Raw genomic sequence first — 23,751 nt, 5'->3', positions numbered from 1 at the left:
GCCCTTGTCGTGCTGCGGAGAAGAGTGCTTGGACAGAGTGTTTATCGAAGGCCTGGAAGTCGACACCGTGATCGGGGCCTACGACTGGGAGCGCGGGATCCGACAATGCCTGCGTCTGGACTTGAGCTTCGCCTGGGATAACCGCCCGGCCGCGGCCGGCGACGACCTGACCCTGGCGCTGGACTACGCGAGCGTGTCTGCGCGCATCCAGGCGTTCGCCGAGCAATCCCAATACCAGTTGGTGGAAACGTTTGCCGAGCGCCTGGCTGAAGTGCTGATGCGCGAGTTCAACATTCCCTGGCTGCGCCTGAAATTGACCAAGCCCGGCGCCGTGCCGGCCGCCAAGGGTGTCGGTGTGGAGATCGAGCGCGGATGTCGCTAACTCAGGTTTACCTTGGTCTTGGCAGCAACATCGAGCGTGAGCGCCACTTGCGCGCGGGGCTGGACGCGCTGGCGGGTTTGCTGGTGGACATACGCTGTTCGGCGGTGTTCGAGAGTCAGCCGGTCGGCATCAAGAGCGGGCCGTTCTTCAATTTGGTGGTGTCGGCGTATACCGATCTGGCGTTGATGGAACTGGATCGTCGGTTGAAGTTGATCGAGGCGGATAACGGCCGCTATGCACCGGACCGCAAAGGCTTGCCGCTGGATATCGATGTGCTGCTGTATGGCGAGCTGGTGGGTAACTTTGACGGTTTGGTGCTGCCACGGGCAGAGATCCTGAAAAACGCCTTTGTGTTATGGCCGTTGTCGTTGATGGCGCCGGATCGCATGCACCCTGAGGCGGGCAAGACAATGGCCCACTTATGGCGCGATGCGCACATTGATCAGGTGCTGGCCCCCGTCCCGTTCGAATGGCAGGGCCAGCAGCTCACGCCGAGTGGGTTGTTATAACGCGCACTTTTCCTTGTAGGCCTTGAGTGCCTTGAGCCTTTCCCGCTTGAGCGCTTCGCCCAGTTCCGGACCTTTGAAACCTTTCTCCAGCAGCGGCGCTACGGCCACGCCGCGCGCTGCCTGCGCTGCACCGCGCAAATAATCGGCTTGTGGATAACTGCGCTGCTCCAGGCCTTTGCGGCCACGCGCGTCCATTTCACAGGCAACCACGAACTCCTCGAAGCGCTGCGGCCGGCGATACACGTCAAAACTCTGCAACAACTCCAGCAGCGTCGAGGCCTTCAGCTCCAATGCGCGATGGCCGTGGGTGTGATACTGGCCGACCAGCAGCGCCAGTTCCTGGCAGTCCCTTGGCACTTTGAAGCGCGCATTGACCGCCTTGATCAGCTTCAAACCCCTGTGTTCATGGGCAATATGCTGCGGCAACTTATCCACAGGCGTCAGGCCTTTACCCAGGTCGTGCAGCAGGCAAGCCCAGCGTACGGTCAGCGGTTGCCGATGCACGGCGGCCTGTTCCAGCACGCTTAGGGTGTGCACGCCCGTATCGATTTCAGGGTGGTGTGCCACGGGTTGCGGCACGCCGAACAGCGCATCGATTTCTGGCATCAGGGTTTTCAACGCATTGCAGTCGCGTAACACCTGAATAAATACCTGAGGTTGATCTTCCATCAGTGCGCGAGAGATTTCTTTCCAACTGCGTTCGGGCGTCAGGGCCTCCAGTTCGCCGGATTCGCTGAGTTGGCGCATCAACTCGAGGGTTTCCGGCGCCACTGTGAAACCCAGGTGTGCATAACGCGCGGCAAAACGCGCGACTCTGAGTACGCGCAACGGATCTTCGGCAAACGCCGGGGATACATGCCGCAGTATGCGGGCTTGCAGGTCTTGTTGGCCGTGATAGGGGTCGGTCAGGTTGCCGTCATCGTCTTGCGCCATGGCATTGATAGTCAGGTCGCGCCGAATCAGGTCTTCCTCCAGCGTAACGTCTGGGCTTGCATGGAATACAAAGCCGCCGTAGCCCTTGCCGCTCTTGCGTTCGGTGCGGGCGAGGGCGTATTCATCGCCGTTTTTCGGGTCCAGGAACACCGGGAAATCAGCCCCGACCGGCTTGAAACCCTTGGCGAGCATTTCTTCAGTGGTCGCGCCGACAACGACACGGTCGATGTCAGTGACGTCGATGCCCAGCAAGCGGTCGCGCACCGCGCCGCCAACTTTATAGATTTTCATGAAAAAGCCTCCATTAGCGGCACAGGATAACGCCTGTCCCTGGCCAATGGAGGCTTTGCTGTTTCACAGATGGACGACGGCCATGTCCAGGCGACCGTAGTCATTATCGTTGTGGTCGCTGCGCGGCGGAACATGATGAGTCTTCATCACCTGATCGCCCTGCAGGGTTTCCAAGTGAATATCGAAGCCCCACAGGCGATGCAGGTGCTTGAGCACTTCCTCGGTGGAGTCCCCCAGGGGTTTGCGATCATGTTGCTGATGACGCAGGGTCAGCGAGCGGTCGCCGCGCACATCGATGCTGTAGATCTGCACGTTGGGTTCGCGATTGCCCAGGTTGTATTGCGCGGCCAGCGTCTCGCGAATAATGCGATAGCCCGGTTCATCATGGATGGCCGGTACCACCAGGTCGTCCTTGAGGTCGTCATCGAGAATGCTGAACAACTTCAGGTCACGGATCACCTTGGGCGACAGGTACTGCAGGATGAAGCTCTCGTCCTTGAAGCTGCTCATGGCGAACTTGATGGTGGACAGCCAGTCGCTGCCAGCGATTTCCGGGAACCAACGGCGGTCCTCCTCGGTGGGGTTTTCGCACATGCGCCGAATATCGCGGTACATCGCAAACCCCAGGGCGTAGGGGTTTATACCGTTGTAATACGGGCTGTCGAAACCTGGCTGGAACACGACACTGGTGTGGGACGTGAGGAACTCCATCATGAAGCCGTCGGTGACCAGGCCTTCGTCGTACAAGTCGTTCATCAGGGTGTAGTGCCAGAAGGTGGCCCAGCCCTCGTTCATCACCTGGGTCTGGCGCTGCGGGTAAAAATACTGGGCAATTTTGCGCACGATTCGCACAATCTCGCGCTGCCACGGCTCCAGCAGCGGAGCGTGCTTTTCCAGAAAATACAGAATGTTTTCCTGAGGTTCGGCGGGGAAGCGTGCATTATCCTTGTCGTTGTTTTTACCGGCGCGCTTGGGGATGGTGCGCCACAGGTCGTTAATCTGTTTCTGCAGGTGTTCTTCGCGCTCTTTCTGACGCAGGCGTTCTTCTTCGGCGGAAATCGGGTAAGGGCGTTTGTAGCGGTCGACCCCGTAATTCATCAGCGCGTGGCAGGAGTCGAGCAGGTCTTCCACCGCGTCGATGCCATGGCGCTCTTCGCATTGCATGATGTACTGCTTGGCGAACACCAGGTAATCAATGATCGAACTGGCGTCGGTCCAGGTGCGGAACAGGTAATTGCCTTTGAAAAAGCTGTTATGCCCATAGCAGGCGTGGGCGACCACCAGTGCCTGCATGCAGATGGTGTTTTCCTCCATCAGGTAAGCGATGCACGGGTCTGAGTTGATCACGATTTCGTAAGCCAGGCCCATCTGGCCGCGGCTGTAGGACTTTTCGGTGCTGAGGAAGTGCTTGCCGTAGGACCAATGGTGATAGCCCAGGGGCATGCCGACCGAGGCATAGGCGTCCATCATCTGCTCGGCGGTGATTACCTCAATCTGGTTGGGGTAAGTGTCCAGGGCATAACCCGCCGCGATACGGCTGATTTCCCGGTCATAGGCCTGGATCAGTTCGAAGGTCCATTCGGACCCGGTGGAAATGGGTTGGCGCTTAGTCTCTTTTTTGGCGGTCATGTCACTAACCTGCGCTGGAAGAGTTCACGGAAGACCGGATAGATATCGCCGGCCGAGACCAGTTGTTGCTGGGCGAACGTGTCGGCGAAGGCTTCGCCGATACGCTCGTATTCGAACCACAGGGCCTGGTGCTCCCGAGGGGTGATTTCGACATAGGTGTAGTACTGCACGAACGGCATGATCTGGTTGATCAAAATGTCGCGGCAGATCGGCGAATCGTCGTTCCAGTTGTCGCCGTCGGAGGCTTGGGCTGCGTAGATGTTCCATTCGTTGGCGGGGTAACGTTCAGCCATGATCTCCTGCATCAGTTTCAAGGCACTGGAGACGATGGTGCCGCCGGTTTCGCGCGAGTAGAAAAACTCCTCTTCGTCCACCTCCCGTGCGCTGGTGTGGTGACGGATGAAAACTACGTCGATCTTGTCGTAATTGCGCTTGAGGAACAGGTACAGCAGGATAAAGAAGCGTTTGGCGATGTCTTTGGTGGCCTGGGTCATGGATCCGGACACATCCATCAGGCAGAACATCACTGCCTTTGAGCTGGGGTTGGGTTGCTTGACCAGCAGGTTGTATTTCAGGTCGAAGGTATCGAGGAACGGCACGCGGCGAATCCGCGCGCTGAGTTTTTCGATTTCCGTCTCGATTTCCTGGATATCGCCGAAGTTATCCGGTTCTTCGCGCTTTAACCGCGCCAACTCTTCCTTGGCCTGTTTGAGCTTGGCGCGGCTGCTGCCCGATAGGGCAATACGTCGGGCGTGGGCCGAGCGCAGGGTTCGGATGATATTGATCCGCGAAGGGTTGCCTTCGTTGCTGATGCCGGCGCGCACCGTCTTGAAGGTGTCGGTGCCCGTGAGATTGCGTTTAACCAGATTGGGCAACTCCAGGTCCTCGAACATGAATTCGAGGAATTCTTCCTGGGTGATCTGGAACACAAACTCATCCATGCCCTCGCCGGAATTACCGGCCTTGCCCGGCCCCTTGCCGCCACCCCCACTTGGAGGGCGCTGGATATGCTCGCCTGTGGTGAACTCCTTGTTGCCGGGATGCACGACGGTCTGTTTGCCGCCCCGGCCGTGGTGCAGCACCGGCTCGTCGATGTCGCGTCCGGGAATGCTGATTTGTTCGCCATGCTCCATGTCGGTGATGGAGCGGCGGCTGACGGCCTCTTCCACCGCCTTTTTGATGTGGTCACGGTAACGCCGCAGGAAACGCTGGCGGTTTACCGTGCTCTTGTTCTTGCCATTGAGGCGTCGGTCGATCACATAGCTCATGGGGCCCCTCCGGGGAGCTTCAAGTCGTGAGCTTCAAGCCGCAAGGCAGAACCCGCTGACGGGCTCTGTCGCTTTTCCCTTGCCGCTTGTCGCTAGAAGCTTACAGCTGCTTCTCTCACTGCGATTTCCGAACCCGCAGGTACCATTCCGAAAGAAGGCGTACCTGTTTGTCGGTGTAGCCACGCTCGACCATTCGAGTAACGAAGTCGTTGTGTTTTTGCTGGTCCTCCTTGCTGGCCTTGGCGTTGAAGCTGATAACCGGCAGCAGATCCTCGGTGTTGGAGAACATTTTTTTCTCGATCACCACCCGCAGCTTTTCGTAGCTGAGCCAGGTCGGATTCTTGCCGTTATTGTTGGCGCGGGCACGCAACACGAAGTTGACGATTTCGTTGCGGAAATCTTTCGGATTACTGATGCCGGCCGGTTTCTCGATTTTTTCCAGTTCCTCGTTGAGGGCTACGCGGTTGAGAATCTCGCCGGTTTCCGGGTCGCGGTATTCCTGGTCCTGAATCCAGAAATCTGCATACAGCACGTAGCGGTCGAAGATGTTCTGGCCGTATTCGCTGTAAGACTCCAGGTACGCGGTTTGGATTTCCTTGCCGATAAACTCGATATAGCGCGGTGCCAGGTATTCCTTGAGGAATCGCAGGTAACGCTCGCGGGTCTCGGCCTGGAACTGTTCCTGTTCGATCTGCTGCTCCAGCACATAAAGCAGGTGCACCGGGTTGGCGGCAATTTCGTGGGGGTCGAAGTTGAACACTTTGGACAGGATCTTGAACGCAAAACGCGTCGACAGGCCGTTCATGCCCTCGTCCACGCCGGCGGAGTCGCGATATTCCTGAATCGACTTGGCCTTGGGGTCGGTGTCCTTGAGGTTTTCGCCGTCGTACACGCGCATCTTGGAGTAGATATTCGAGTTTTCCGGTTCTTTCAAGCGCGACAGCACGGTGAATTGAGCGAGCATTTTCAAGGTGTCGGGCGCGCAATGGGCCTTGGACAGGGAGCTGTTGAACAGCAATTTGTCATAGATCTTGATTTCATCACTGACCCGCAGGCAGTACGGTACCTTGACGATGTAGATCCGATCGATGAACGCCTCGTTGTTCTTGTTGTTGCGGAAGGTGTGCCATTCCGATTCGTTGGAGTGGGCCAGCAGGATCCCGGTGAACGGAATCGCCCCCAGGCCTTCGGTGCTGTTGTAGTTGCCTTCCTGAGTGGCGGTCAGCAGTGGGTGCAGCACCTTGATCGGTGCCTTGAACATTTCCACGAACTCCATCAGGCCTTGGTTGGCCCGGCACAATGCGCCCGAGTAACTGTAGGCGTCGGCGTCGTTCTGCGGGAATTCTTCGAGTTTGCGGATATCGACTTTACCGACCAGCGCCGAAATATCCTGATTGTTCTCGTCGCCCGGTTCGGTCTTGGCCACGCCGATCTGGTTGAGGATCGACGGGTAGAGTTTCACCACGCGGAACTGACTGATATCACCGCCAAACTCCGCCAGGCGCTTGGTAGCCCAGGGCGACATGATGGTGTTGAGGTAGCGCCGTGGAATGCCGAAGTCCTCTTCGAGAATCGCGCCGTCTTCCGTGGCGTTGAACAGGCCCAGGGGCGACTCGAAAACGGGTGAGCCCTTGATAGCGTAGAAGGGCACCTTCTCGATCAACTGTTTGAGTTTTTCGGCCAGGGACGACTTACCGCCGCCGACGGGGCCGAGCAGGTAGAGGATCTGTTTCTTCTCTTCCAGGCCTTGGGCGGCATGGCGGAAGTAGGAAACGATCTGGTCGATGCATTCTTCCATGCCGTGGAAGTCTTCAAAGGCCGGATAGCGGCGGATCACCTTGTTGGAGAATATTCGTGACAGGCGCGAATTATTCGAGGTGTCTACCAGCTCCGGCTCGCCGATCGCCAGCAGCAGGCGTTCGGCAGCGGATGCGTAGGCGCTTCGGTCCTGTTTGCACAGGTCGAGATACTCCTGAAGCGTGAGTTCTTCCTGCTGTGTGGACGCGAAGCGTTGTTGGAAGTGGCTAAAAATACTCATGACGTCGTCACCTCGCTCGATACGTGGAGCCGACGCCGGATCAATCAGTTGATGCTGGCAACCATTGACGATCGCCAATGGTTGTTTTCCCCCCAGAACACCCTGAAACGCTACCGATGACCCGCACGCCGGTGTACCGGCTCTCCCCTGATTCGGATGGCCTGCGCTTAAGGATAGTTCGGAATCGGAGAGGTCAAGGTGCGAGACGTAATTAGTTTGCCCGCGCCGTTCGTCAGAAACGGCGCGAGCCCAAGTGACACGCGGGGTGGCGGGGTGTGAAAAAAATTATTGCGAATCGCCTGATGCGATTTCTGCAGGAAAGGTCGCACGCCATAGCTCAAACCCGCCATCCAGGCTGTAGACGTCGGAGAAGCCCTGGCTGACCAGATAGGCGGCTGCGTTCTGGCTGGAATTGCCGTGGTAGCAGGCCACGATCAGCGGTGCGTCAAGGTCGGCGGCGCGAATGAAATCGGCGATGTTGACGTTGTCCAGGTGCTGGGCGCCAGTAATGTGGGCGGCGGCGTAAGTAGGCTGGTCGCGGATATCGACCACCACTGCGCCTTGTTCGCGCAGGGCCTGGGCTTGTTCGGGAGGGATACGTTTGAATTCGCTCATGGCGGGCTCCTTGGGCGGGCGGCAAGCGGTGTCTAGCGCTTGGCGGCGGCCGGCTGTGTAACGGCAAGAGGGGGTGGGCACTGGCAGCGGTGGCGCTCGCCGGTGTCGATATTCATCAAGGTCATGGCGCCACCCCACACGCAGCCGGTGTCGAGGGCGAATACGCCGGGTTCATCGCAGTGGCCTTCCAGGGCCGCCCAGTGACCGAAGATGATCTTCGTGTCGCGGGTCTTGCGTTCCTTGTGGGCGAACCAGGGTTTATAGCCGGGCAGGGCGGTGTCGGCGCCTTCCTTGCTCTTGAGATCAAGTTTTCCTTCGGCGGTGCAGAAGCGCATGCGGGTGAAGTAATTGGTAATGACCCGCAGGCGAGCGACACCGGTGAGATCGTTATCCCACTTGACCGGCTCGTTACCGTACATACCGTCGAGGTAGGCGGTGTACAGGCTGTCGTCGGCGAGGGCGCATTCAACTTCGGCGGCACACTTGAGGGCTTTCTTCAGTGTCCATTGCGGCGCAATACCTGCATGGACCAGCGCGATATTGCGGCTTTCATCGTAATGCATGAGTTTTTGCCGACGTAGCCAGTCGAGCAGCTCGGCGCGGTCCGGTGCGTCGAGAATTTCCCGCAGGGTATCGCCCTTTTTCAGGCGTTCGATGTTATTCGCGGCGGCCAGCAGGTGCAGGTCATGATTGCCCAGAACACAGACCAACGAATTGCGCAGGCTATATAAGTAGCGCAGGGTCTGGAGTGACGCGGGGCCACGATTGACCAGGTCGCCCACCAGCCACAGGCGATCCTGCGCCGGGTCGAAGGCTACCCGTTCCAGCAGGCACTTGAGGGGCTCCAGGCAGCCTTGCAAATCCCCGACCGCATATGTCGCCATCAGTGCAGGGCTCCTGGCACGGCGAGCCGAAAAGGCTTGATCATGGCATCGAACACATGGCCATCGGTGGCTTTCATCTGATATGAGCCCTGCATGGTGCCAACCTTGGAGGTCATCACCGTGCCGCTGCTGTAGGTGTGGCTGGCGCCGCTGTCGATCAGTGGCTGCTGGCCGACGACGCCGGCGCCACGGACTTCTTCGACCTGGCCGTCACCGTCGGTGATCACCCAGTGGCGTGAGAGCAGTTTGGCCGGCACCAGCCCATTGTTTTTCACCGTGATGGTGTAGGCAAAGGCGAAGCGGTTTTGTTCAGGTTGCGATTGTTCCGCCAGGAAGCGGGTGACGACGCTGACGTCGATCTGGTAGCGAGGATCGGACATGCAAGAGGCCTTAAAAGCAAAAGCGGAAGACAGCAGATGCGGATCAGTCTAGGCCAAGAAGTGTGTACTAGGCCAGACATGCTGTCCGGCCTGGTGCACGGCAGGCTCAGTCCGCGGCTGGCGCAGGCTGGACGGCCAACTGGTCAGCCAGGCGCACGAACGCGGCCAGATCCAGTTGTTCGGGTCGCAGGCTGCCGTCGACGCCGGCGGCTTCGATCTCGGCGTTGCTCAACAGCGCCTTGAGCGTATTGCGCAGGGTTTTGCGCCGCTGGTTGAACGCCTCGCGTACGACGCGCTCAAGCAGTTTGTGATCCTTGGCCGGGTGTGGCAGCACTGCGTGGGGAACCAGGCGTACGATGGCCGAATCGACCTTCGGCGGCGGATTGAAGGCCCCCGGGCCGACGTTGAACAGATGTTCGACGCGGCAGTGGTATTGAACCATGATCGACAGGCGGCCCCAGTCACCGCCGCCAGGGCCGGCAGCCAGGCGTTCCACCACTTCTTTTTGCAGCATGAAGTGCATGTCGCGGATGATCCCGGCGTTATTCAGCAGGTGGAAAATCAGCGGCGTGGAAATGTTGTACGGCAGGTTACCCACCACGCGCAGGCTGTTGGGCGCGGCGTTAAGGGTATTGAAGTCGAACTTCAGTGCATCGCCTTGATGCAGGTTGAAGTTGGGCTTACCGGCGAACTGCTGATTGAGGATCGGGATCAGGTCTTTGTCCAGTTCCACCACGTCCAGCTGCCCACCGCTGGCCAGCAGGCCTTGGGTCAATGCTCCCTGGCCCGGGCCGATTTCCAGCAGGCGATCTTCCGGCTTGGCATGAATAGAGCGCAGGATTCGGTCGATCACGCCAGCGTCGTGCAGGAAGTTTTGCCCGAAGCGCTTACGCGCCCGGTGTTGGTAATGCTCGGTCATATACGGGTCTCGGCCATCCGGTAGGCGGTTTCCAGGGCCACGTGCAGGCTGCCGGTATCGATCTTGCCGCTGCCCGCCAGGTCCAGGGCGGTGCCATGGTCGACGGAGGTACGAATGATCGGCAGGCCCAGGGTCACGTTGACGGCGGCGCCGAAGCCTTTGTATTTCAGCACCGGCAGCCCCTGGTCATGGTACATCGCCAGCACTGCATCGCAGTGCTCCAGATATTTGGGGGTAAACAGAGTGTCTGCGGGCAGCGGGCCGCGCAGGTCCATGCCTTCTTGGCGCAGACGCTCCAGGGTGGGTTCGATGATGTCGATTTCTTCATAGCCCAAGTGGCCACCTTCTCCGGCATGAGGGTTGAGCCCGCAGACCAGGATACGCGGTTGGGCAATGCCGAATTTGTGGCGCATGTCGGCGTGCAGGATGCGTGTCACGCGCTCTATACGCTCGGCGGTGATGGCGTCGGCCACCTCGCGCAAGGGCAGGTGTGTAGTCACCAGCGCCACACGCAGGCCGCCCGTGGCCAGCATCATTACCACCTGCGCGGTGTGAGTCAGCTCGGCGAGAAACTCGGTGTGTCCGGAAAACGCGATGCCGGACTCGTTGATCACGCCCTTGTGCACCGGCGCGGTGATCATGCCGGCGAAGTCGCCGTCGAGGCAGCCTTGCCCGGCGCGAGTCAGGGTCTGTAACACAAATGCCGCATTAGCCTTGTCCAGGCGACCCGCTACGACCTTGGCCTGCAGCGGGGTGTCCCACACGTACAGGCTGCCGGCGGGCGCGGGCGCGTCAGGCCAATTGCCCGGTGACGCATCCAACAGGGTGACAGCCACACCCAGCTGCGCGGCCCGCTCAACGAGCAGGCCACGGCTGGTAATGGCAATCAGGGGGTGTGGCTGAGGTTGCGAGGCGAGCAGCAGGCACAGGTCTGGACCGATGCCGGCGGGCTCGCCGGGAGTCACCGCGAAACGCTTTGGTTTCACTGGGCTGCCTGGTCGGTGCCTGTTGGTCCGGCGCCTGGCAGCTTGATTTCCACATAGGCTTCGTCACGGATCTGACGCAACCAGGTTTGCAGCTCTTCGTCGTATTTGCGGTTACGCAGCACGTTCAGAGCCTGTTGCTCGCGAGCCTGGCTGGTGTTGTCGGTGGCACGACGGCCAAGGACTTCCAGGACATGCCAGCCGTATTGCGTCTTGAACGGCTTGGACAACACGCCCTGCGGAGTATCGGCCATCACCTGCTGGAACTCTGGTACCAAGGCTTTCGGATCGATCCAGTTCAGGTCGCCGCCGTTGAGGGCAGAACCCGGATCTTCCGAGAAACTCTTGGCCAGGGTGGCGAAGTCTTCACCGTTCTGGATACGGTCGTAGATCTTCTCGGCCAGCTCCTTGGTTTGCGCTTCGCTACGGATTTCGCTTGGCTTGACCAGGATGTGGCGAACATGCACTTCGTCTTTCAACGACGTCTGGCCGCCACGGCGCTCGAGCAACTTGAGGATGATGAAACCGCCTGGCGTGCGAGCTGGCTGAGTAATGCCGCCCACTTCCATGGCGCTCAGTTCACGATCGAACGGAGGTGGCAATTGAGCGGCTTTACGCCAGCCCATATCACCGCCTTCAAGGGCGTTGTCACTGCCGGACTGGGCGATCGCCATTTGCGCGAAATCGGCACCGGCCTTGAGGCGATCATAAATCGCCTTGGTTTTGGCAGCTGCCGCATTGAGTTGTTCGGAGTTGGCGCTGTCCGGGGTCGGAATCAGGATATTGGCCAGGTGCAGCTCTTCGGAAAGCTGCATCTTGCCCAGGTCCGATGCCAGGAAGTTCTTCACTTCCTGCTCCGAAACCTGGACGCGCTCAGCGACGCGGCGTTGACGTACACGGCTGATGATCATTTCACGGCGGATCTGGTCACGGGCGTCCTCGTAGGACAAACCATCGTGAGCCAGCGCCGCGCGGAACTGGTCAATGCTCATGTTGTTGCGTTGGGCAATGGTGCCCACTGCCTGGTTCAACTCTTCGTCCGAGATACGGATGCCGGAGCGTTCGCCGATCTGCAATTGCAGGTTCTCGACGATCAGGCGTTCCAGCACCTGCTGGTCCAGCACGCTGGTAGGTGGCACACCGCCGCCACGCTTGGCGATGGTCTGCTGAACTTCCTTGACCCGTTGGTCGAGTTGGCTCTGCATGATCACGTCGTTATCGACAATGGCCACCACTTTGTCCAACTGCTGGACCGCCGCGTGTGCCGAGACGGTCCCCAGGAACAGCGCGCCCAGTACGAGCGGGCGCAGACAATCAGAAAGCTTGATCTTCACGTTCACGATAACCTTGAATGCCTTTGTCGAGGAAGCTCTCTACCTTGGCGCCGGTCAGGCCGCCGAGTCCTTTGAGGACGATCTGGAAGAAGAGCCCGTGGTCACCCTTTTCGTTAAGCGGGGCGATCTGGGTGTATTCGTCGTTGGATACCCAGTAACGGTTGATGACGCGCAATTTCCAGCAGCAGTTGTCGTATTCGAAACCACCAAAAGCTTCCAGGGTGCGGTTGCGGGCATAGTCATACTGCCAGCGGGTGATCAGGTTCCACTGCGGAATGATCGGCCACATCATCGAGAAGTCGTGTTGTTGGATTTTGTAGTAATCCTTCACGAAGTTCGGATCACCTGGTTGGCCATAGTCACCCCCGAACTGCCACTTGCCGGTCAACTGGTTGTAGACCACCTGGTCGTTGCGATAGCGATAACCGAGGTTGACCACCTTGTTGGGGTTGTCTTCCGGTTGGTAGTGGAACATCGCGCTGCCGGAGCGAGCGCTGTGTTCCTCGGTATCCCAGTTGTAGTCGGCAGTGGCGCGCCAGTCGCGGTTGAAGCGGAATTCGTATTCCAGGGCAATAGGCGATACGTCGGACTGCGCATCGGCACGGTCGGCTGCCAGTACGCCTGGAAGCTGAACTTCACGGTCTTTGAAGTAAACCGCCTGGCCGACGCTGACGCGCTGACGTTCGAAACCGTTTTCTTCGATCCAGCGGCTGGTCAAGCCCAGGGACAGTTTGTTCTCGTCACCGATCCGGTCAGACCCGCTGAAGCGGTTGTCGCGGAACAACGAGGCGTAGCTGAACGAGTATTCGCTGGTGTCGAAGACCGGGATATCGCTCTGGTCCTTATTCGGGACATAGAGGTAGAAAGCCCGTGGTTCGAGGGTCTGGTTGTAATCTTTGCCGAACCAGTTGGTGTGGCGGTCGAAGTACAGGCCGCTGTCGATGCTGGCGATTGGTACTGCGCGATCTTGGGAACTCTTGAACTCATCTCCTGCAGCCAGCGAGTTCTTACCAATGGTGTCGAGGTCCAGATCATATTTGGTGTAAACGTACTTAAGCTTCGGTGTGATGAAGCCATACGATGTGGTAAGCGGCAACTCGACGCTCGGCGCCAGGTTCAGACGCGTACCATTTGCGCGAGTCAGCCCTCTTACGTTGGTATCCAGGCGATTGCTTATTACACCGTTTTCGTCAGTAAACGTGCCGTTTTCCAGATCCCGATCAAATCTTACAGCTTCGGTCTCATAGGCGAATCTCAAACCGCCCGGGTTATAAGGCAGCGCGCCATTGAAGGTAATCTGCGGCAACCGATCATACGGCGTGATCTGGGAAATCGTCGCCAGTTGGTAGGCCTGAAGGTTCAAACGAGCCTGATAGGAATCTCCGCGATACGTCACAGAGCCCTGCTGATTCAGGAAGTCCTGAGACTCCACCCCAATCTGGTTGCTTTTCAGATCCTGGAAGTAATAAGGATCGCTGATCCGGGTGTAATCCACCTGAGTCGACAACCGCGAATCCAACCCACCCTTATGCTGCCAATTGAGCATATAGCGGGTTTTCTCGTAATCGGTCTGCTTGCTGCGCTCGTCGTTGTCGTCGTTCAGGTACGCGCCGCCGAACTGACCTTCGCTGGCCTTGGTGAGGTAGCGGAATTCGCCTTCCATCAACAGGCCGCGCTTGGTCATGTATTGCGGGTACAACGTGGCGTCATAGTTTGGCGCCAGGTTGAAGTAGTACGGCGTGGTCAGCGTAAAGCCAGTCTCGCTGCCGGTGCTGAAGCTCGGCGGCAGGAAACCGGACTGACGACGATTGTCGATCGGGAAATAGATGTAAGGGGTGTACAGGATCGGGATGTTCTTGACCCGCAACGTCGCGTTGGTCGCCGTGCCGAAACCGGTGGCGGGGTTCAACGTAATGTTGTTGCCCTTGAGCTGCCAGGCGTTGCTGTCCGGCTCGCAGGTGGTGTACGTACCGTCCTTGAGACGGATGATCGCGTTTTCGGCACGCTTGGCGTACAGCGCATTGCCGCGGATTCGCGACTTGTGCATCACATATTCGGCGTTGTCGATCTGCGCGGCGCCGGTGTCCAGTTGAACCTGGGCGTGGTCGCCGACGATCAGCGCACCGTTGTCACGCAGGCGCACGTTGCCGTTCAGCTCGCCACGGTTCTCGGCCTGGTACAGGCTGGCTTCCTGGGATTCGAGCTGCATGCTGCCCTGGCGCATGACGACATCACCGGCCAGGGTCGCGACTTGCGATTCCTGCTCGTAACGAGAGGCCTTGGCACCGATGAAGGTCGGCGCGTCGCTCTTGTTCGTCTTGTCGTTCATGCCCGGACGCGTCGGTTCGATGTACGCACCGCCGCAATATGGACCGGTTTCGGCCAATTGGGCTGCGGTCAGCTTGTCGCGCGGCACCCAATCCAGGTGGCTGTAGTCGGCGCTGCGCGAACGCAGGCCGCGGCCCTTGGCTTCGGTGACCAGTGCGGTCTTGGGCTCGGCCTCGGTGCTGCCACCCGCCTCGGCCTGTGCCGTGCTGTTGGCCGAGCTGACGGCAGCGCCGTCATGCACCGGACGCGGTGGTAGCGGGGCTGCGGCGGTTTTCGGCGCGCAATCCCAGGCACCCGAAGCAGAGACTGAGCAGTCATACTGTTCCGCGGCGACCACGAATGAGGTGGCGAAGGGTTGCATGGCCAGCAGACTGCCGGTTACCAGCAACGGAAATTTTCTACGAAACGCGGGGGATTTCAATGCCATCTTATTAGTCCGGGCTTCCTGCGTGCCATCTGCCCGCGGTGTGGGCCGCACGCCTCTCGATGGTCTGAAAAAGATGCGTGATAATAAAGCATGACCCGCTTGACGGCTAGCGCCGTCGGAGACCCTTGTAATGCCCGAGCAAGATCTACGTTTACAACAGCTGAAAGTCTGGCTGGATGAGCAGTTGCCGATCCTTTTCAACGCTCAGGACTGGGGCGTCGTACCCCCGGCCACATTGACCGCGGCCAGCAGCGACGCGAGTTTCAGGCGGTACTTTCGATGGGAGGGCGGTGGCCGGACTTTCGTGGTAATGGACGCGCCGCCCCCCCAGGAAAACTGCAAACCTTTCGTCGATATCGCCCATTTACTTGCGACGTCGGGCATAAATGTTCCAAAAATTTATGCGCAGGATCTGCCGCGAGGCTTTCTTTTGCTCAATGACCTGGGCACAAAAACCTACCTGGACGTGATCGACGAGCACAACGCCGATCAATTATTCGCCGACGCCATCGATGCCTTGCTGGCCTTCCAGCAGTTGCCAATGGATGCACCGCTGCCCAGTTACGACGTCGCCCTGCTGCGTCGCGAGTTGGAACTGTTTCCCGAGTGGTACGTGCGCCGCCACCTGGGTATCGACATGGATACCCAGCAACAAGCGCTCTGGCAGCGCGTCAGCGACCGGTTGATCGACAGCGCCCTGGCGCAGCCGAAGGTGCTGGTGCACCGCGACTACATGCCGCGCAACCTGATGATCAGCGAGCCGAACCCCGGTGTGCTGGATTTCCAGGATGCGGTCTACGGCCCGGTCACCTACGACATCACCTGCCTGTTCAAGGACGCCTTTCTCAGCTGGCCCCAGGCCCGTGTGCGGGCATGGCAGCGTGTTTATTGGGAGCGCGCCGTGCAACTGGGTATTCCGGTGCAGACGGATTTCAATGAGTTCCTGCGTGCCAGCGACCTGATGGGCGTGCAGCGCCACCTCAAGGTGATCGGTATTTTTGCGCGTATTTGCCATCGCGACGGCAAGCCTCGTTATCTGGCGGACGTGCCGCGCTTCTTCGCCTTTATAGAGGCGGTCTTGGCTGAGCGTTCGGAGCTGAGCGAACTCTCCGAATTGTTGACCAGCCTGCGCCAGCCCGCGGAGGCGGTGGTATGAAGGCCATGATCCTGGCCGCCGGCAAAGGCGAGCGGATGCGTCCGCTCACCTTGCACACGCCCAAGCCGCTGGTGCAGGCCGGCGGCAAACGCTTGATCGAGTATCACCTGGAGGCGCTGGCCAGGGCCGGTTTCACCGACATCGTGATCAACCATGCCTGGCTTGGCCAGCAGATCGAAAGCTACCTGGGCGACGGCGCGCAATTTGGTCTGCGCATCCGTTACTCCCCGGAAGGCGAGCCGCTGGAGACCGGCGGCGGGATTTTCCAGGCACTGCCTTTGTTAGGAGACGAACCCTTCCTGGTGGTCAATGGCGATATCTGGACCGATTACGACTTCAGCCGGCTCAAGCAACCGCTCCAGGGCCTGGCGCACCTGGTCATGGTCGATAACCCGGCGCATCACCCGTCGGGTGGTGACTTCTACCTGGATCACGGTCTGCTTCATGATGCGGCGCCCGGTGCCGATAACCTGACCTTCAGTGGCATTTCCGTGCTCCACCCTCAGTTGTTCGCGGGTTGCAGCGCGGGTGCCTTCAAGCTGGCGCCGCTGTTGCGGGCGGCCATGGCGAAAGGTCAGGTAACGGGGGAGCACATGGCAGGACGCTGGATTGATGTCGGCACGCTGGAGCGCCTGGCGCAAGTCGAAACCCTGCTCACAGCGGGGCAGTAGCATGTTGTGGCCAGGGACGCTGATCGGCGCCGGGGCTGGCTATGCCATTGCCAGTATTCCGGGGGCTTTGTTAGGGGCGCTGTTGGGGCAGGCGCTGGATCGTCGCCTGCAACTGCACAGTTGGGCGCAGTTGCGCGAACGCCTGGGCGGCCGCCCGGCGTTACGCAATGACGAATTGCTGTTTGTGTTGTTGGGGCGGCTGGCCAAGAGCAATGGCCGCGTGGTGGACGGGCATATCCAGCAGGCGCGCCAAGAGATGCGCGCGCTGGACATGAGCGCATCGGCCCAGCGTCGGGCGATTGCGGCGTTCAACCGGGGCAAGTCCGGTTCTGACCGTGTGCGCAGGTACCTGCGCGTGCTCAAGGCTCAACCCCATGCCGCCGAAGGCGTATTGCGAGCGTGTTGGCGGATGGTCTGGGCGGACGGTCGCGCGGACGATGCGGAGCGCGATCTGATCAATCAATGGGGCCGCTGGCTCGGCTGGACACCGCAACAGCTCAAGGCTCTGGCCGCTGACTACACCCCCGAGCGCAAGCCGTTGGCGAACCGAGGCGCGAGTTATCAAGACGCCTTGCGCCTGCTCGGAGTAACGGCTACCACGGAACCGTCGGCGATCAAGCGTGCTTATCGCCGCCTGCTCAGCCGCCACCACCCGGACAAGATCGCCGGCACCGGCGCCAGCCCGGCGCAGGTGCGTGAAGCTACCGAACGCACGCGCGAGTTGCATAACGCCTACGCATTGATTCGCGAACGCCGGGATTTTCGTTAGTCGCCGCCGTTCAAGGGAGTGCTGTTCTTCAATCTGTGTTGGCCTGGGGGCTTAACCAACCGCGGATCCTGCGGTACAGCTGCTCCTGCTCGGCGGCGCTGTTGCCGGGCAGGGTCTTGAGCGACACCTGCTTATAGCCGTCATTCTTCAAACGCTTGGCCGCTTGCAGGCGGGCCAGGGCGTTTTTGCTGGCTTGCGGGATATCCTGATAGAAGACATCGGCGGTCGGCAGTTTCAAGCCTGGGGCCAGTTGCTGCACATCCGGCTGCCGGCCGTGGGGTGTCTTGGCGTCGACCATGACCAGTTTCTGCACCTGGGCCGGCTGCTTCTCGCTCAAGTAGCGCGCGGCCCACCAGGCCCCGGTGCCATGGCCGAGCAGTACCACGCTGCGTGCGCTCTGGGTCTGGGCGAACGCCACGGCGGCGTCGATGCGATCAAAGATACGCGACGCATCGGTTTTATCCTGCTCGTCGGCACCCGGAACCACCGAAGGGTCGGTGCCCTCGGCTTCGGCGCTGGCGGCTTGCTCGATGGGTTTGTCGGCGGTGCTGGCTTCCTTGCTGCTGGTGTCGACCGTGGCGTTGGGTGCTTCCATGACACGCGGCGGCAGCGTGTCTACGCTGACGTCCGGCAACGACAGGCTCAGGCTGCCCCAATTGGCGTCCGGCAATTTGCGGCGCAACGGGCCGATTGCCTGCGGCCAGTCAGCATTTTCACCGGCGCCCGGTACGATAATCACCAGACCTTCGGGTTCGGCGCTGTTGGCCGGTTTCCACAGGGCCAGGAAAGAATCGCTGCCGGCCTGTAATTGCTGTTGCTCCTGTTGCGGGATTTTGCGTTCCAGAGCGCTGGCCTCTGCCTGGCTGCGTTCGGGCAGAGGTTGGCGTTCCACGGGCTTTTCGGCTTCTGGCGCGGGAGCGTCAGCGGCCTGTACGGAAAAGGCACTGGTAAAAAGCAGCGACAGGCACAATGCTGGCAGTGCCGAGCGGTGGTGAAAGGGCATCGTTAATTCCCGGCCAGAAGTGATTCCAGCAGCCTAATGGGTTGGTCAGTATTTGTCAGTGATGTGAGACGTGGATCATGGGTTTTCGCTGTCTGCTGGTTATCGGCTGTTGGTGCGTTGCCTTGATGGCAAACGCCGCTCCCGCGTCTGCCGTCGGGCCGGCGCAGTTGACCGCGCAGCAGCGCGAATGGCTGGCGGCGCACCCGGAACTGCGCGTGGGTGTGGTACTGCAAGCGCCTTATGCGCAATACGATCGGCGCCTGCAGCGCTTGTCCGGGGCCAACGTTGAGTTGATGCAGTGGCTGGCCAAGGCGCTGAATATCGAGCTGACCTGGCGCAATTTTCCCTCTCAGGAGCAGCTCGAAGAGGCTGTGCGCGAAGGTGAAGTGGACATCGCGCCCGGCCTGCAGCAAACCCCGGCCGGCCTGCGCCTGTGGTTGTTCAGCGACCCCTACATGCGCGTGCCCCAGCGTGTGGTCGGCATTCGGGAGGGCGGCGGTGCGGTGGAGCTGGAAAAACTCGATGATCAATCTCGCGTCGCGGTGCGCATGCCCAGCGCCGTGGCCGATTACCTGCGCAGCACGTACCCCAATCTGAATCTGCAAGGCGTGCCCATCGAGCGTCAGGCCCTGCAGTTGCTGGTCAGCCAGCAGGCGCGCTACGCCGTGGTGGATGAAGCGCAACTGAGCCGTTTATCAGCGGAGGCGGAATTCGCCGGGCTGGCGGTGGTGGGCGATATCGGCCTGCCGCAACTCTTGCGCGTGGCCACCCGCCGCGAATGGCCGCAGCTGGCCGGCATCATGGAAAGCGCGCTGCGCGCCATCCCCGCCCGTGACCTGGACCAACTGCACACCCGTTGGCTGCAGCCCCAATACCCTCGGCTGTCGCAATCTCCCGGGCTGTGGCAAAACCTCAGCCTGTTGCTGGGCCTGCTGCTGCTCGCCAGCCTGGCGGTGGTGGTCTGGCAGCGCCGCCACCAGCGCCAGCTGGAACACGATCTGCTGGCCGCCCGTGAAGAAAGCGCCGCCCGCGCCGCCGGTGCCCAGGCGTTACGGTTGACGCAGTTTTCCATCGATCAAAGCACTGTCGGCATTCTCTGGGTCAACTGGGACAGCCATGTACGCTATGCCAACCGGGCGGCCGAGACCATGCTCGGTTATGGCCCCGGCGCTTTGATCGAGCGACCGCTGGTCGACCTTGACCCCACGCTGGACATGGACCGCTGGCTCAACCTGTGGAAGCGCGCGCGGGCCAGCGAAGAGGGGCCGCAGAATTTCGCCACCGATTGTGTGCGCGCCGATGGCAGCATCCTGCCGGCTAACGTCTCCTTGAGTTTTGTACGCTTTGCCGACGCCGAATACCTGGTGGTCTACCTCAACGACGTCACCGAACTGCGCCGCACCCTGGCCGCCCTGTTGCAAAGCGAGGCGCAACTGCGCGAGCTGTCGGCCCACCTGGAAACCGTGCGCGAAGAAGAAAAGGCCCGCATCGCCCGGGAAGTACACGACGAACTCGGGCAGATGCTCACCGTGCTCAAGCTGGAAACCTCGATGTGCGAGCTGGCCTACGCGCAGTTGGACCCCGGCCTGCATGAGCGCTTGAACAGCATGAAGCGCCTGATCGCTCAGCTGTTCCAATTGGTGCGCGACGTGGCTACCGCGTTGCGCCCGCCGATTCTCGACGCAGGCATTGCCTCGGCCATCGAGTGGCAGGCCCGGCGCTTCGAAGCGCGCACGCACATTCCTTGCCTGGTGCAAGTGCCGGATAACCTGCCGGCGCTGAGCGACGCCAAGGCCGTCGGCCTGTTTCGCATCCTGCAAGAGGCACTGACCAATGTGATGCGCCATGCCCAGGCGCATACTGTGGAACTGAGCCTGGCGATCGAAGGTGCCGACCTGCGCCTGACCATCAGTGACGATGGTGTCGGCTTCGTTCCGGCCCAAGGTCGAGCGACCTCGTTCGGCCTGGTCGGCATGCGCGAGCGGGTGTTGATCATGGGCGGCCAACTGAGCCTGCACAGCGAGCAGGGGGAGGGCACCACCCTGAGCGTGACGGTGCCGTTGGATGCCTGACAATAAGAGGAAGCCCTTGTGATACGTGTACTGGTAGCCGAAGACCACACCATCGTCCGTGAAGGCATCAAGCAATTGATCGGCCTGGCCAAAGACCTGCAGGTGGTGGGGGAGGCGAGCAATGGCGAGCAGTTATTGGAGACGCTGCGCCACGTCGCCTGTGAGGTGGTGCTGCTGGACATCTCAATGCCCGGCGTCAATGGCCTGGAAGCGATTGCGCGGATTCGTGCATTGAACAACCCGCCGGCGATCCTGGTGCTGTCGATGCATGACGAAGCGCAGATGGCCGCGCGGGCCTTGAAGGTCGGCGCCGCCGGCTACGCCACCAAGGACAGTGATCCGGCGTTGCTGCTCACGGCGATTCGCAAGGTGGCGGCCGGCGGGCGTTATATCGACCCTGACCTGGCCGACCGGATGGTCTTCGAAGTCGGCCTCACCGATGCCCGCCCCCTGCATTCATTGCTTTCGGAGCGCGAGTTCTCGGTGTTCGAACGCCTGGCGCAGGGCGCCAATGTCAATGACATCGCCCAGCAACTGGCCCTCAGCAGCAAGACCATCAGCACCCACAAGGCGCGCCTGATGCAGAAGCTTAATATCACCTCCCTGGCCGAGCTGGTGCGGTACGCCATGGAACACAAGCTTCTGTAGCGGCATATCTATTTGCGACACCCCGCAAAACCGCGCCGCACCCATTTTTGCCGCTTGCAGCTGGGTTCTTGCCGCCGCACTGTCCGGTGCCCGCCATCGGTGTAGGGCGATCCCTACCCCCAACCTTCCAACCGGCTGATGTGATTCTCTCCTGGCCCCCGATTTCCGGGGCTTCGCGCCTGGACTACGCTTGTGCCACAGCAGTCCAAAATAAAAGGTGCGGGTATGAGCGAGGTGGATTCAAATGATGTGCTGGTCAGCTTTCGTGGCGTGCAGAAAAGCTACGACGGCGAGAACCTGATCGTCAAAGACCTCAACCTGGAGATTCGCAAGGGCGAGTTCCTCACCTTGCTTGGGCCTTCCGGCTCGGGCAAGACCACCAGCCTGATGATGCTCGCGGGTTTCGAAACGCCGACCGCCGGTGAAATCCAGCTGGCCGGGCGCTCCATCAACAACGTGCCGCCGCATAAGCGCGATATCGGCATGGTGTTCCAGAATTACGCGTTGTTCCCACACATGACCGTTGCCGAGAACCTCGCATTCCCATTGTCGGTGCGCGGTTTGAGCAAGACCGACATCAGCGAGCGCGTCAAGCGCGTGCTCAGCATGGTCCAACTCGACGCCTTCGCCCAGCGCTACCCGGCGCAGCTCTCCGGCGGTCAGCAACAGCGCGTGGCCTTGGCCCGGGCGCTGGTGTTCGAACCGCAACTGGTGCTGATGGACGAACCCCTCGGCGCACTCGATAAGCAACTGCGCGAACACATGCAGATGGAGATCAAGCACCTGCACCAGCGCCTCGGGGTGACCGTGGTGTACGTGACCCACGACCAGGGCGAAGCCTTGACCATGTCCGACCGCGTGGCGGTGTTCCACCAGGGCGAGATCCAGCAGATCGCCGCGCCGCGCACCCTGTATGAAGAGCCGAAGAACACCTTCGTGGCTAACTTCATTGGCGAAAACAACCGTCTCAACGGCCGCCTGCACAGCCGCAGCGGCGAACGTTGCGTGGTTGAGCTGGCGCGGGGCGAGAAGGTCGAGGCGCTGGCGGTGAACGTCGGCCAGGTCGGCGGCCCGGTGACGCTGTCGGTGCGCCCGGAACGCGTCAGCCTCAATGGCTCCAGCGAAAGCTGCGTCAATCGCTTCTCAGGGCGCGTGGCGGAGTTCATCTACCTGGGCGACCACGTGCGCGTGCGCCTGGAAGTCTGCGGCAAGACCGATTTTTTTGTGAAACAACCGATCGCCGAGCTGGACCCAGCCCTGGCCGTCGGCGACGTGGTACCGATTGGCTGGCAAGTCGAGCACGTTCGCGCACTCGACCCCCTTCTAGAGGCGAATTGATCGCCCCCATGGCTTCACCAACCCTGCACGTGGAGAGAACAACAATGTTGAGATCCCTGAAGTATTCGGCCCTGGCAATTGGCTTGATGGGCGCAACGCATGCCATGGCCGGCCCGGACCTGACCGTCGTGTCGTTCGGCGGCGCGAACAAGGCGGCGCAGGTCAAGGCCTTCTACGCACCGTGGGAAAGCGCAGGCAACGGCAAGATCGTCGCCGGTGAATACAACGGTGAAATGGCCAAGGTCAAAGCCATGGTTGACACCAAGAGCGTGTCCTGGGACCTGGTGGAGGTGGAGTCGCCGGAACTGTCCCGTGGCTGTGACGAAGACATGTTCGAGCCCCTGGACCCGAAACTGTTTGGCAACACCGCCGACTACGTGAAGGGCGCGATCCAGCCGTGCGGGGTGGGCTTCTTCGTATGGTCGACGGTGCTCGCCTACAACGCTGACAAACTGACTTCGGCGCCAACCAGCTGGGCGGATTTCTGGGACACCAAGAAATTCCCGGGCAAGCGCGGCCTGCGCAAAGGCGCCAAATACACCCTGGAATTCGCGCTGATGGCCGACGGCGTTGCGCCGAAGGACGTCTACAAAGTGCTGGCCGGCAAAGATGGCCAGGACCGTGCGTTCAAGAAACTCGATGAACTCAAACCGTCGATTCAATGGTGGGAAGCCGGCGCTCAACCGCCGCAGTACCTGGCCTCCGGTGACGTGGTGATGAGCTCGGCCTACAACGGTCGCATCGCCGCCGTGCAGAAAGAAAGCAACCTGAAAGTGGTGTGGAACGGCGGTATCTACGACTTCGACGCCTGGGCCATTCCAAAAGGCCTGGCCAAGGACCGTGCCGAAGCGGCGAAGAAATTCATCGCTTTCTCGGTCGCGCCGCAGCAGCAGAAGACCTACTCGGAAAACATCGCCTACGGCCCGGCCAATACCCAAGCCGTCCCGCTGCTGGCCAAGGACATCCTCAAGGACATGCCGACCACCCCGGAAAACATCGCCAACCAGGTGCAGATCGACGTGAGCTTCTGGGCGGATAACGGCGAGCAGCTTGAGCAGCGCTTCAATTCCTGGGCTGCCAAGTAACACCGCATAACCCTGTGGGAGGGGGCAAGCCCACTCCCACAGGGGATTTCTTGTGTGTGTGAGATTGCATTCATTTTCAAGTTTCGGAG

General features: G+C 60.4%; 21 protein-coding genes. 9 read left to right on the top strand and 12 right to left on the bottom strand.

The window, feature by feature from the left end; genetic code table 11:
- Positions 1 to 28: 28 nt before the first annotated feature.
- Positions 29 to 382: a dihydroneopterin aldolase gene (gene folB / locus PSH94_RS23260; protein ID WP_181080226.1), complete on the top strand. Its 354-nt coding sequence runs from the start codon at positions 29 to 31 to the stop codon at positions 380 to 382.
- The gene (gene folK / locus PSH94_RS23255; protein WP_305435870.1) at positions 373 to 891 is read left to right on the top strand and encodes a 2-amino-4-hydroxy-6-hydroxymethyldihydropteridine diphosphokinase; all 519 of its coding nucleotides are present in this window, start codon (positions 373 to 375) and stop codon (positions 889 to 891) included. Before folB ends, folK begins: the two co-directional genes overlap by 10 nt.
- On the opposite strand, the gene PSH94_RS23250 is transcribed toward folK, so the two are convergent.
- The 11 genes from PSH94_RS23250 to PSH94_RS23200 all read right to left on the bottom strand — a co-directional run bounded on the left by PSH94_RS23250 (position 886) and on the right by PSH94_RS23200 (position 14,920).
- A complete protein-coding gene (locus PSH94_RS23250) occupies positions 886 to 2,115 on the bottom strand; it encodes a multifunctional CCA addition/repair protein (RefSeq protein ID WP_305435869.1) in 1,230 nt (409 codons plus the stop codon). The genes folK and PSH94_RS23250 overlap by 6 nt on opposite strands.
- Positions 2,116 to 2,178: 63 nt before the next feature.
- The gene (locus PSH94_RS23245; RefSeq protein WP_181080229.1) at positions 2,179 to 3,744 is read right to left on the bottom strand and encodes a SpoVR family protein; all 1,566 of its coding nucleotides are present in this window, start codon (positions 3,742 to 3,744) and stop codon (positions 2,179 to 2,181) included.
- Positions 3,741 to 5,012 carry a YeaH/YhbH family protein gene (locus PSH94_RS23240; RefSeq protein WP_266247075.1) on the bottom strand — a complete coding sequence of 424 codons (1,272 nt, stop codon included), beginning with the start codon at positions 5,010 to 5,012 and terminating at the stop codon, positions 3,741 to 3,743. Before PSH94_RS23240 ends, PSH94_RS23245 begins: the two co-directional genes overlap by 4 nt.
- Before the next feature lie 115 nt (positions 5,013 to 5,127).
- Entirely contained in the window at positions 5,128 to 7,050 is a 1,923-nt protein-coding gene (locus tag PSH94_RS23235; RefSeq protein ID WP_181080231.1) for a PrkA family serine protein kinase, read from the bottom strand.
- Positions 7,051 to 7,335: 285 nt separating this feature from the next.
- Positions 7,336 to 7,665 carry a thiosulfate sulfurtransferase GlpE gene (glpE, locus tag PSH94_RS23230; protein ID WP_305435868.1) on the bottom strand — a complete coding sequence of 110 codons (330 nt, stop codon included), beginning with the start codon at positions 7,663 to 7,665 and terminating at the stop codon, positions 7,336 to 7,338.
- 32 nt (positions 7,666 to 7,697) lie between these two features.
- Entirely contained in the window at positions 7,698 to 8,549 is an 852-nt protein-coding gene (locus PSH94_RS23225; RefSeq protein ID WP_181080233.1) for a symmetrical bis(5'-nucleosyl)-tetraphosphatase, read from the bottom strand.
- Positions 8,549 to 8,929: a Co2+/Mg2+ efflux protein ApaG gene (gene apaG / locus PSH94_RS23220; protein ID WP_181080234.1), complete on the bottom strand. Its 381-nt coding sequence runs from the start codon at positions 8,927 to 8,929 to the stop codon at positions 8,549 to 8,551. Before apaG ends, PSH94_RS23225 begins: the two co-directional genes overlap by 1 nt.
- 106 nt (positions 8,930 to 9,035) lie before the next feature.
- Positions 9,036 to 9,848: a 16S rRNA (adenine(1518)-N(6)/adenine(1519)-N(6))-dimethyltransferase RsmA gene (rsmA, locus tag PSH94_RS23215; protein ID WP_181080235.1), complete on the bottom strand. Its 813-nt coding sequence runs from the start codon at positions 9,846 to 9,848 to the stop codon at positions 9,036 to 9,038.
- A complete protein-coding gene (pdxA, locus tag PSH94_RS23210; protein ID WP_305435867.1) occupies positions 9,845 to 10,834 on the bottom strand; it encodes a 4-hydroxythreonine-4-phosphate dehydrogenase PdxA in 990 nt (329 codons plus the stop codon). The genes rsmA and pdxA overlap by 4 nt, the downstream gene beginning before the upstream one ends.
- Complete coding sequence (locus tag PSH94_RS23205; protein WP_181080237.1) at positions 10,831 to 12,171, bottom strand: peptidylprolyl isomerase; 1,341 nt, start codon at positions 12,169 to 12,171, stop codon at positions 10,831 to 10,833. Before PSH94_RS23205 ends, pdxA begins: the two co-directional genes overlap by 4 nt.
- Complete coding sequence (locus PSH94_RS23200; RefSeq protein WP_305435866.1) at positions 12,146 to 14,920, bottom strand: LPS-assembly protein LptD; 2,775 nt, start codon at positions 14,918 to 14,920, stop codon at positions 12,146 to 12,148. Before PSH94_RS23200 ends, PSH94_RS23205 begins: the two co-directional genes overlap by 26 nt.
- Before the next feature lie 130 nt (positions 14,921 to 15,050).
- On the opposite strand from PSH94_RS23200, the gene PSH94_RS23195 reads away from it, so the two are divergent.
- From PSH94_RS23195 to PSH94_RS23185, 3 genes are read left to right on the top strand one after another with little or no spacing between them, the layout of a single operon-like run.
- A complete protein-coding gene (locus tag PSH94_RS23195) occupies positions 15,051 to 16,076 on the top strand; it encodes an aminoglycoside phosphotransferase family protein (RefSeq protein WP_253509607.1) in 1,026 nt (341 codons plus the stop codon).
- Positions 16,073 to 16,747, top strand: coding sequence for an N-acetylmuramate alpha-1-phosphate uridylyltransferase MurU (murU, locus tag PSH94_RS23190; RefSeq protein WP_181080240.1), 675 nt, complete (start codon positions 16,073 to 16,075; stop codon positions 16,745 to 16,747). The genes PSH94_RS23195 and murU overlap by 4 nt, the downstream gene beginning before the upstream one ends.
- A gap of 1 nt (position 16,748) precedes the next feature.
- The gene (locus tag PSH94_RS23185) at positions 16,749 to 17,516 is read left to right on the top strand and encodes a TerB family tellurite resistance protein (RefSeq protein WP_181080241.1); all 768 of its coding nucleotides are present in this window, start codon (positions 16,749 to 16,751) and stop codon (positions 17,514 to 17,516) included.
- 28 nt (positions 17,517 to 17,544) lie between these two features.
- Here the strand turns inward: PSH94_RS23185 and PSH94_RS23180 are convergent, their stop codons facing one another.
- On the bottom strand, positions 17,545 to 18,519 hold the full coding sequence (locus PSH94_RS23180; RefSeq protein ID WP_253509606.1) for an alpha/beta hydrolase family protein: 975 nt from the start codon (positions 18,517 to 18,519) through the stop codon (positions 17,545 to 17,547).
- Positions 18,520 to 18,596: 77 nt separating this feature from the next.
- Here PSH94_RS23180 and PSH94_RS23175 point away from each other — a divergent pair, with 77 nt between their 5' ends.
- The 4 genes from PSH94_RS23175 to PSH94_RS23160 all read left to right on the top strand — a co-directional run bounded on the left by PSH94_RS23175 (position 18,597) and on the right by PSH94_RS23160 (position 23,662).
- A complete protein-coding gene (locus PSH94_RS23175) occupies positions 18,597 to 20,591 on the top strand; it encodes a transporter substrate-binding domain-containing protein (RefSeq protein WP_305435865.1) in 1,995 nt (664 codons plus the stop codon).
- Between the two features lie 18 nt (positions 20,592 to 20,609).
- On the top strand, positions 20,610 to 21,239 hold the full coding sequence (locus tag PSH94_RS23170; RefSeq protein ID WP_034101058.1) for a response regulator transcription factor: 630 nt from the start codon (positions 20,610 to 20,612) through the stop codon (positions 21,237 to 21,239).
- A gap of 225 nt (positions 21,240 to 21,464) precedes the next feature.
- Positions 21,465 to 22,577, top strand: a complete 1,113-nt coding sequence (locus PSH94_RS23165; RefSeq protein WP_040267156.1) for an ABC transporter ATP-binding protein — start codon at positions 21,465 to 21,467, stop codon at positions 22,575 to 22,577.
- A gap of 44 nt (positions 22,578 to 22,621) precedes the next feature.
- Positions 22,622 to 23,662, top strand: coding sequence for an ABC transporter substrate-binding protein (locus PSH94_RS23160; RefSeq protein ID WP_253509604.1), 1,041 nt, complete (start codon positions 22,622 to 22,624; stop codon positions 23,660 to 23,662).
- Positions 23,663 to 23,751: the final 89 nt, after the last annotated feature.

The sequence above is a fragment of the Pseudomonas sp. FP2254 genome (genome assembly GCF_030687695.1).
In the GTDB taxonomy this organism is placed as follows: domain Bacteria; phylum Pseudomonadota; class Gammaproteobacteria; order Pseudomonadales; family Pseudomonadaceae; genus Aquipseudomonas; species Aquipseudomonas quebecensis.
This window is presented reverse-complemented; position numbering and strand designations above follow the sequence as displayed.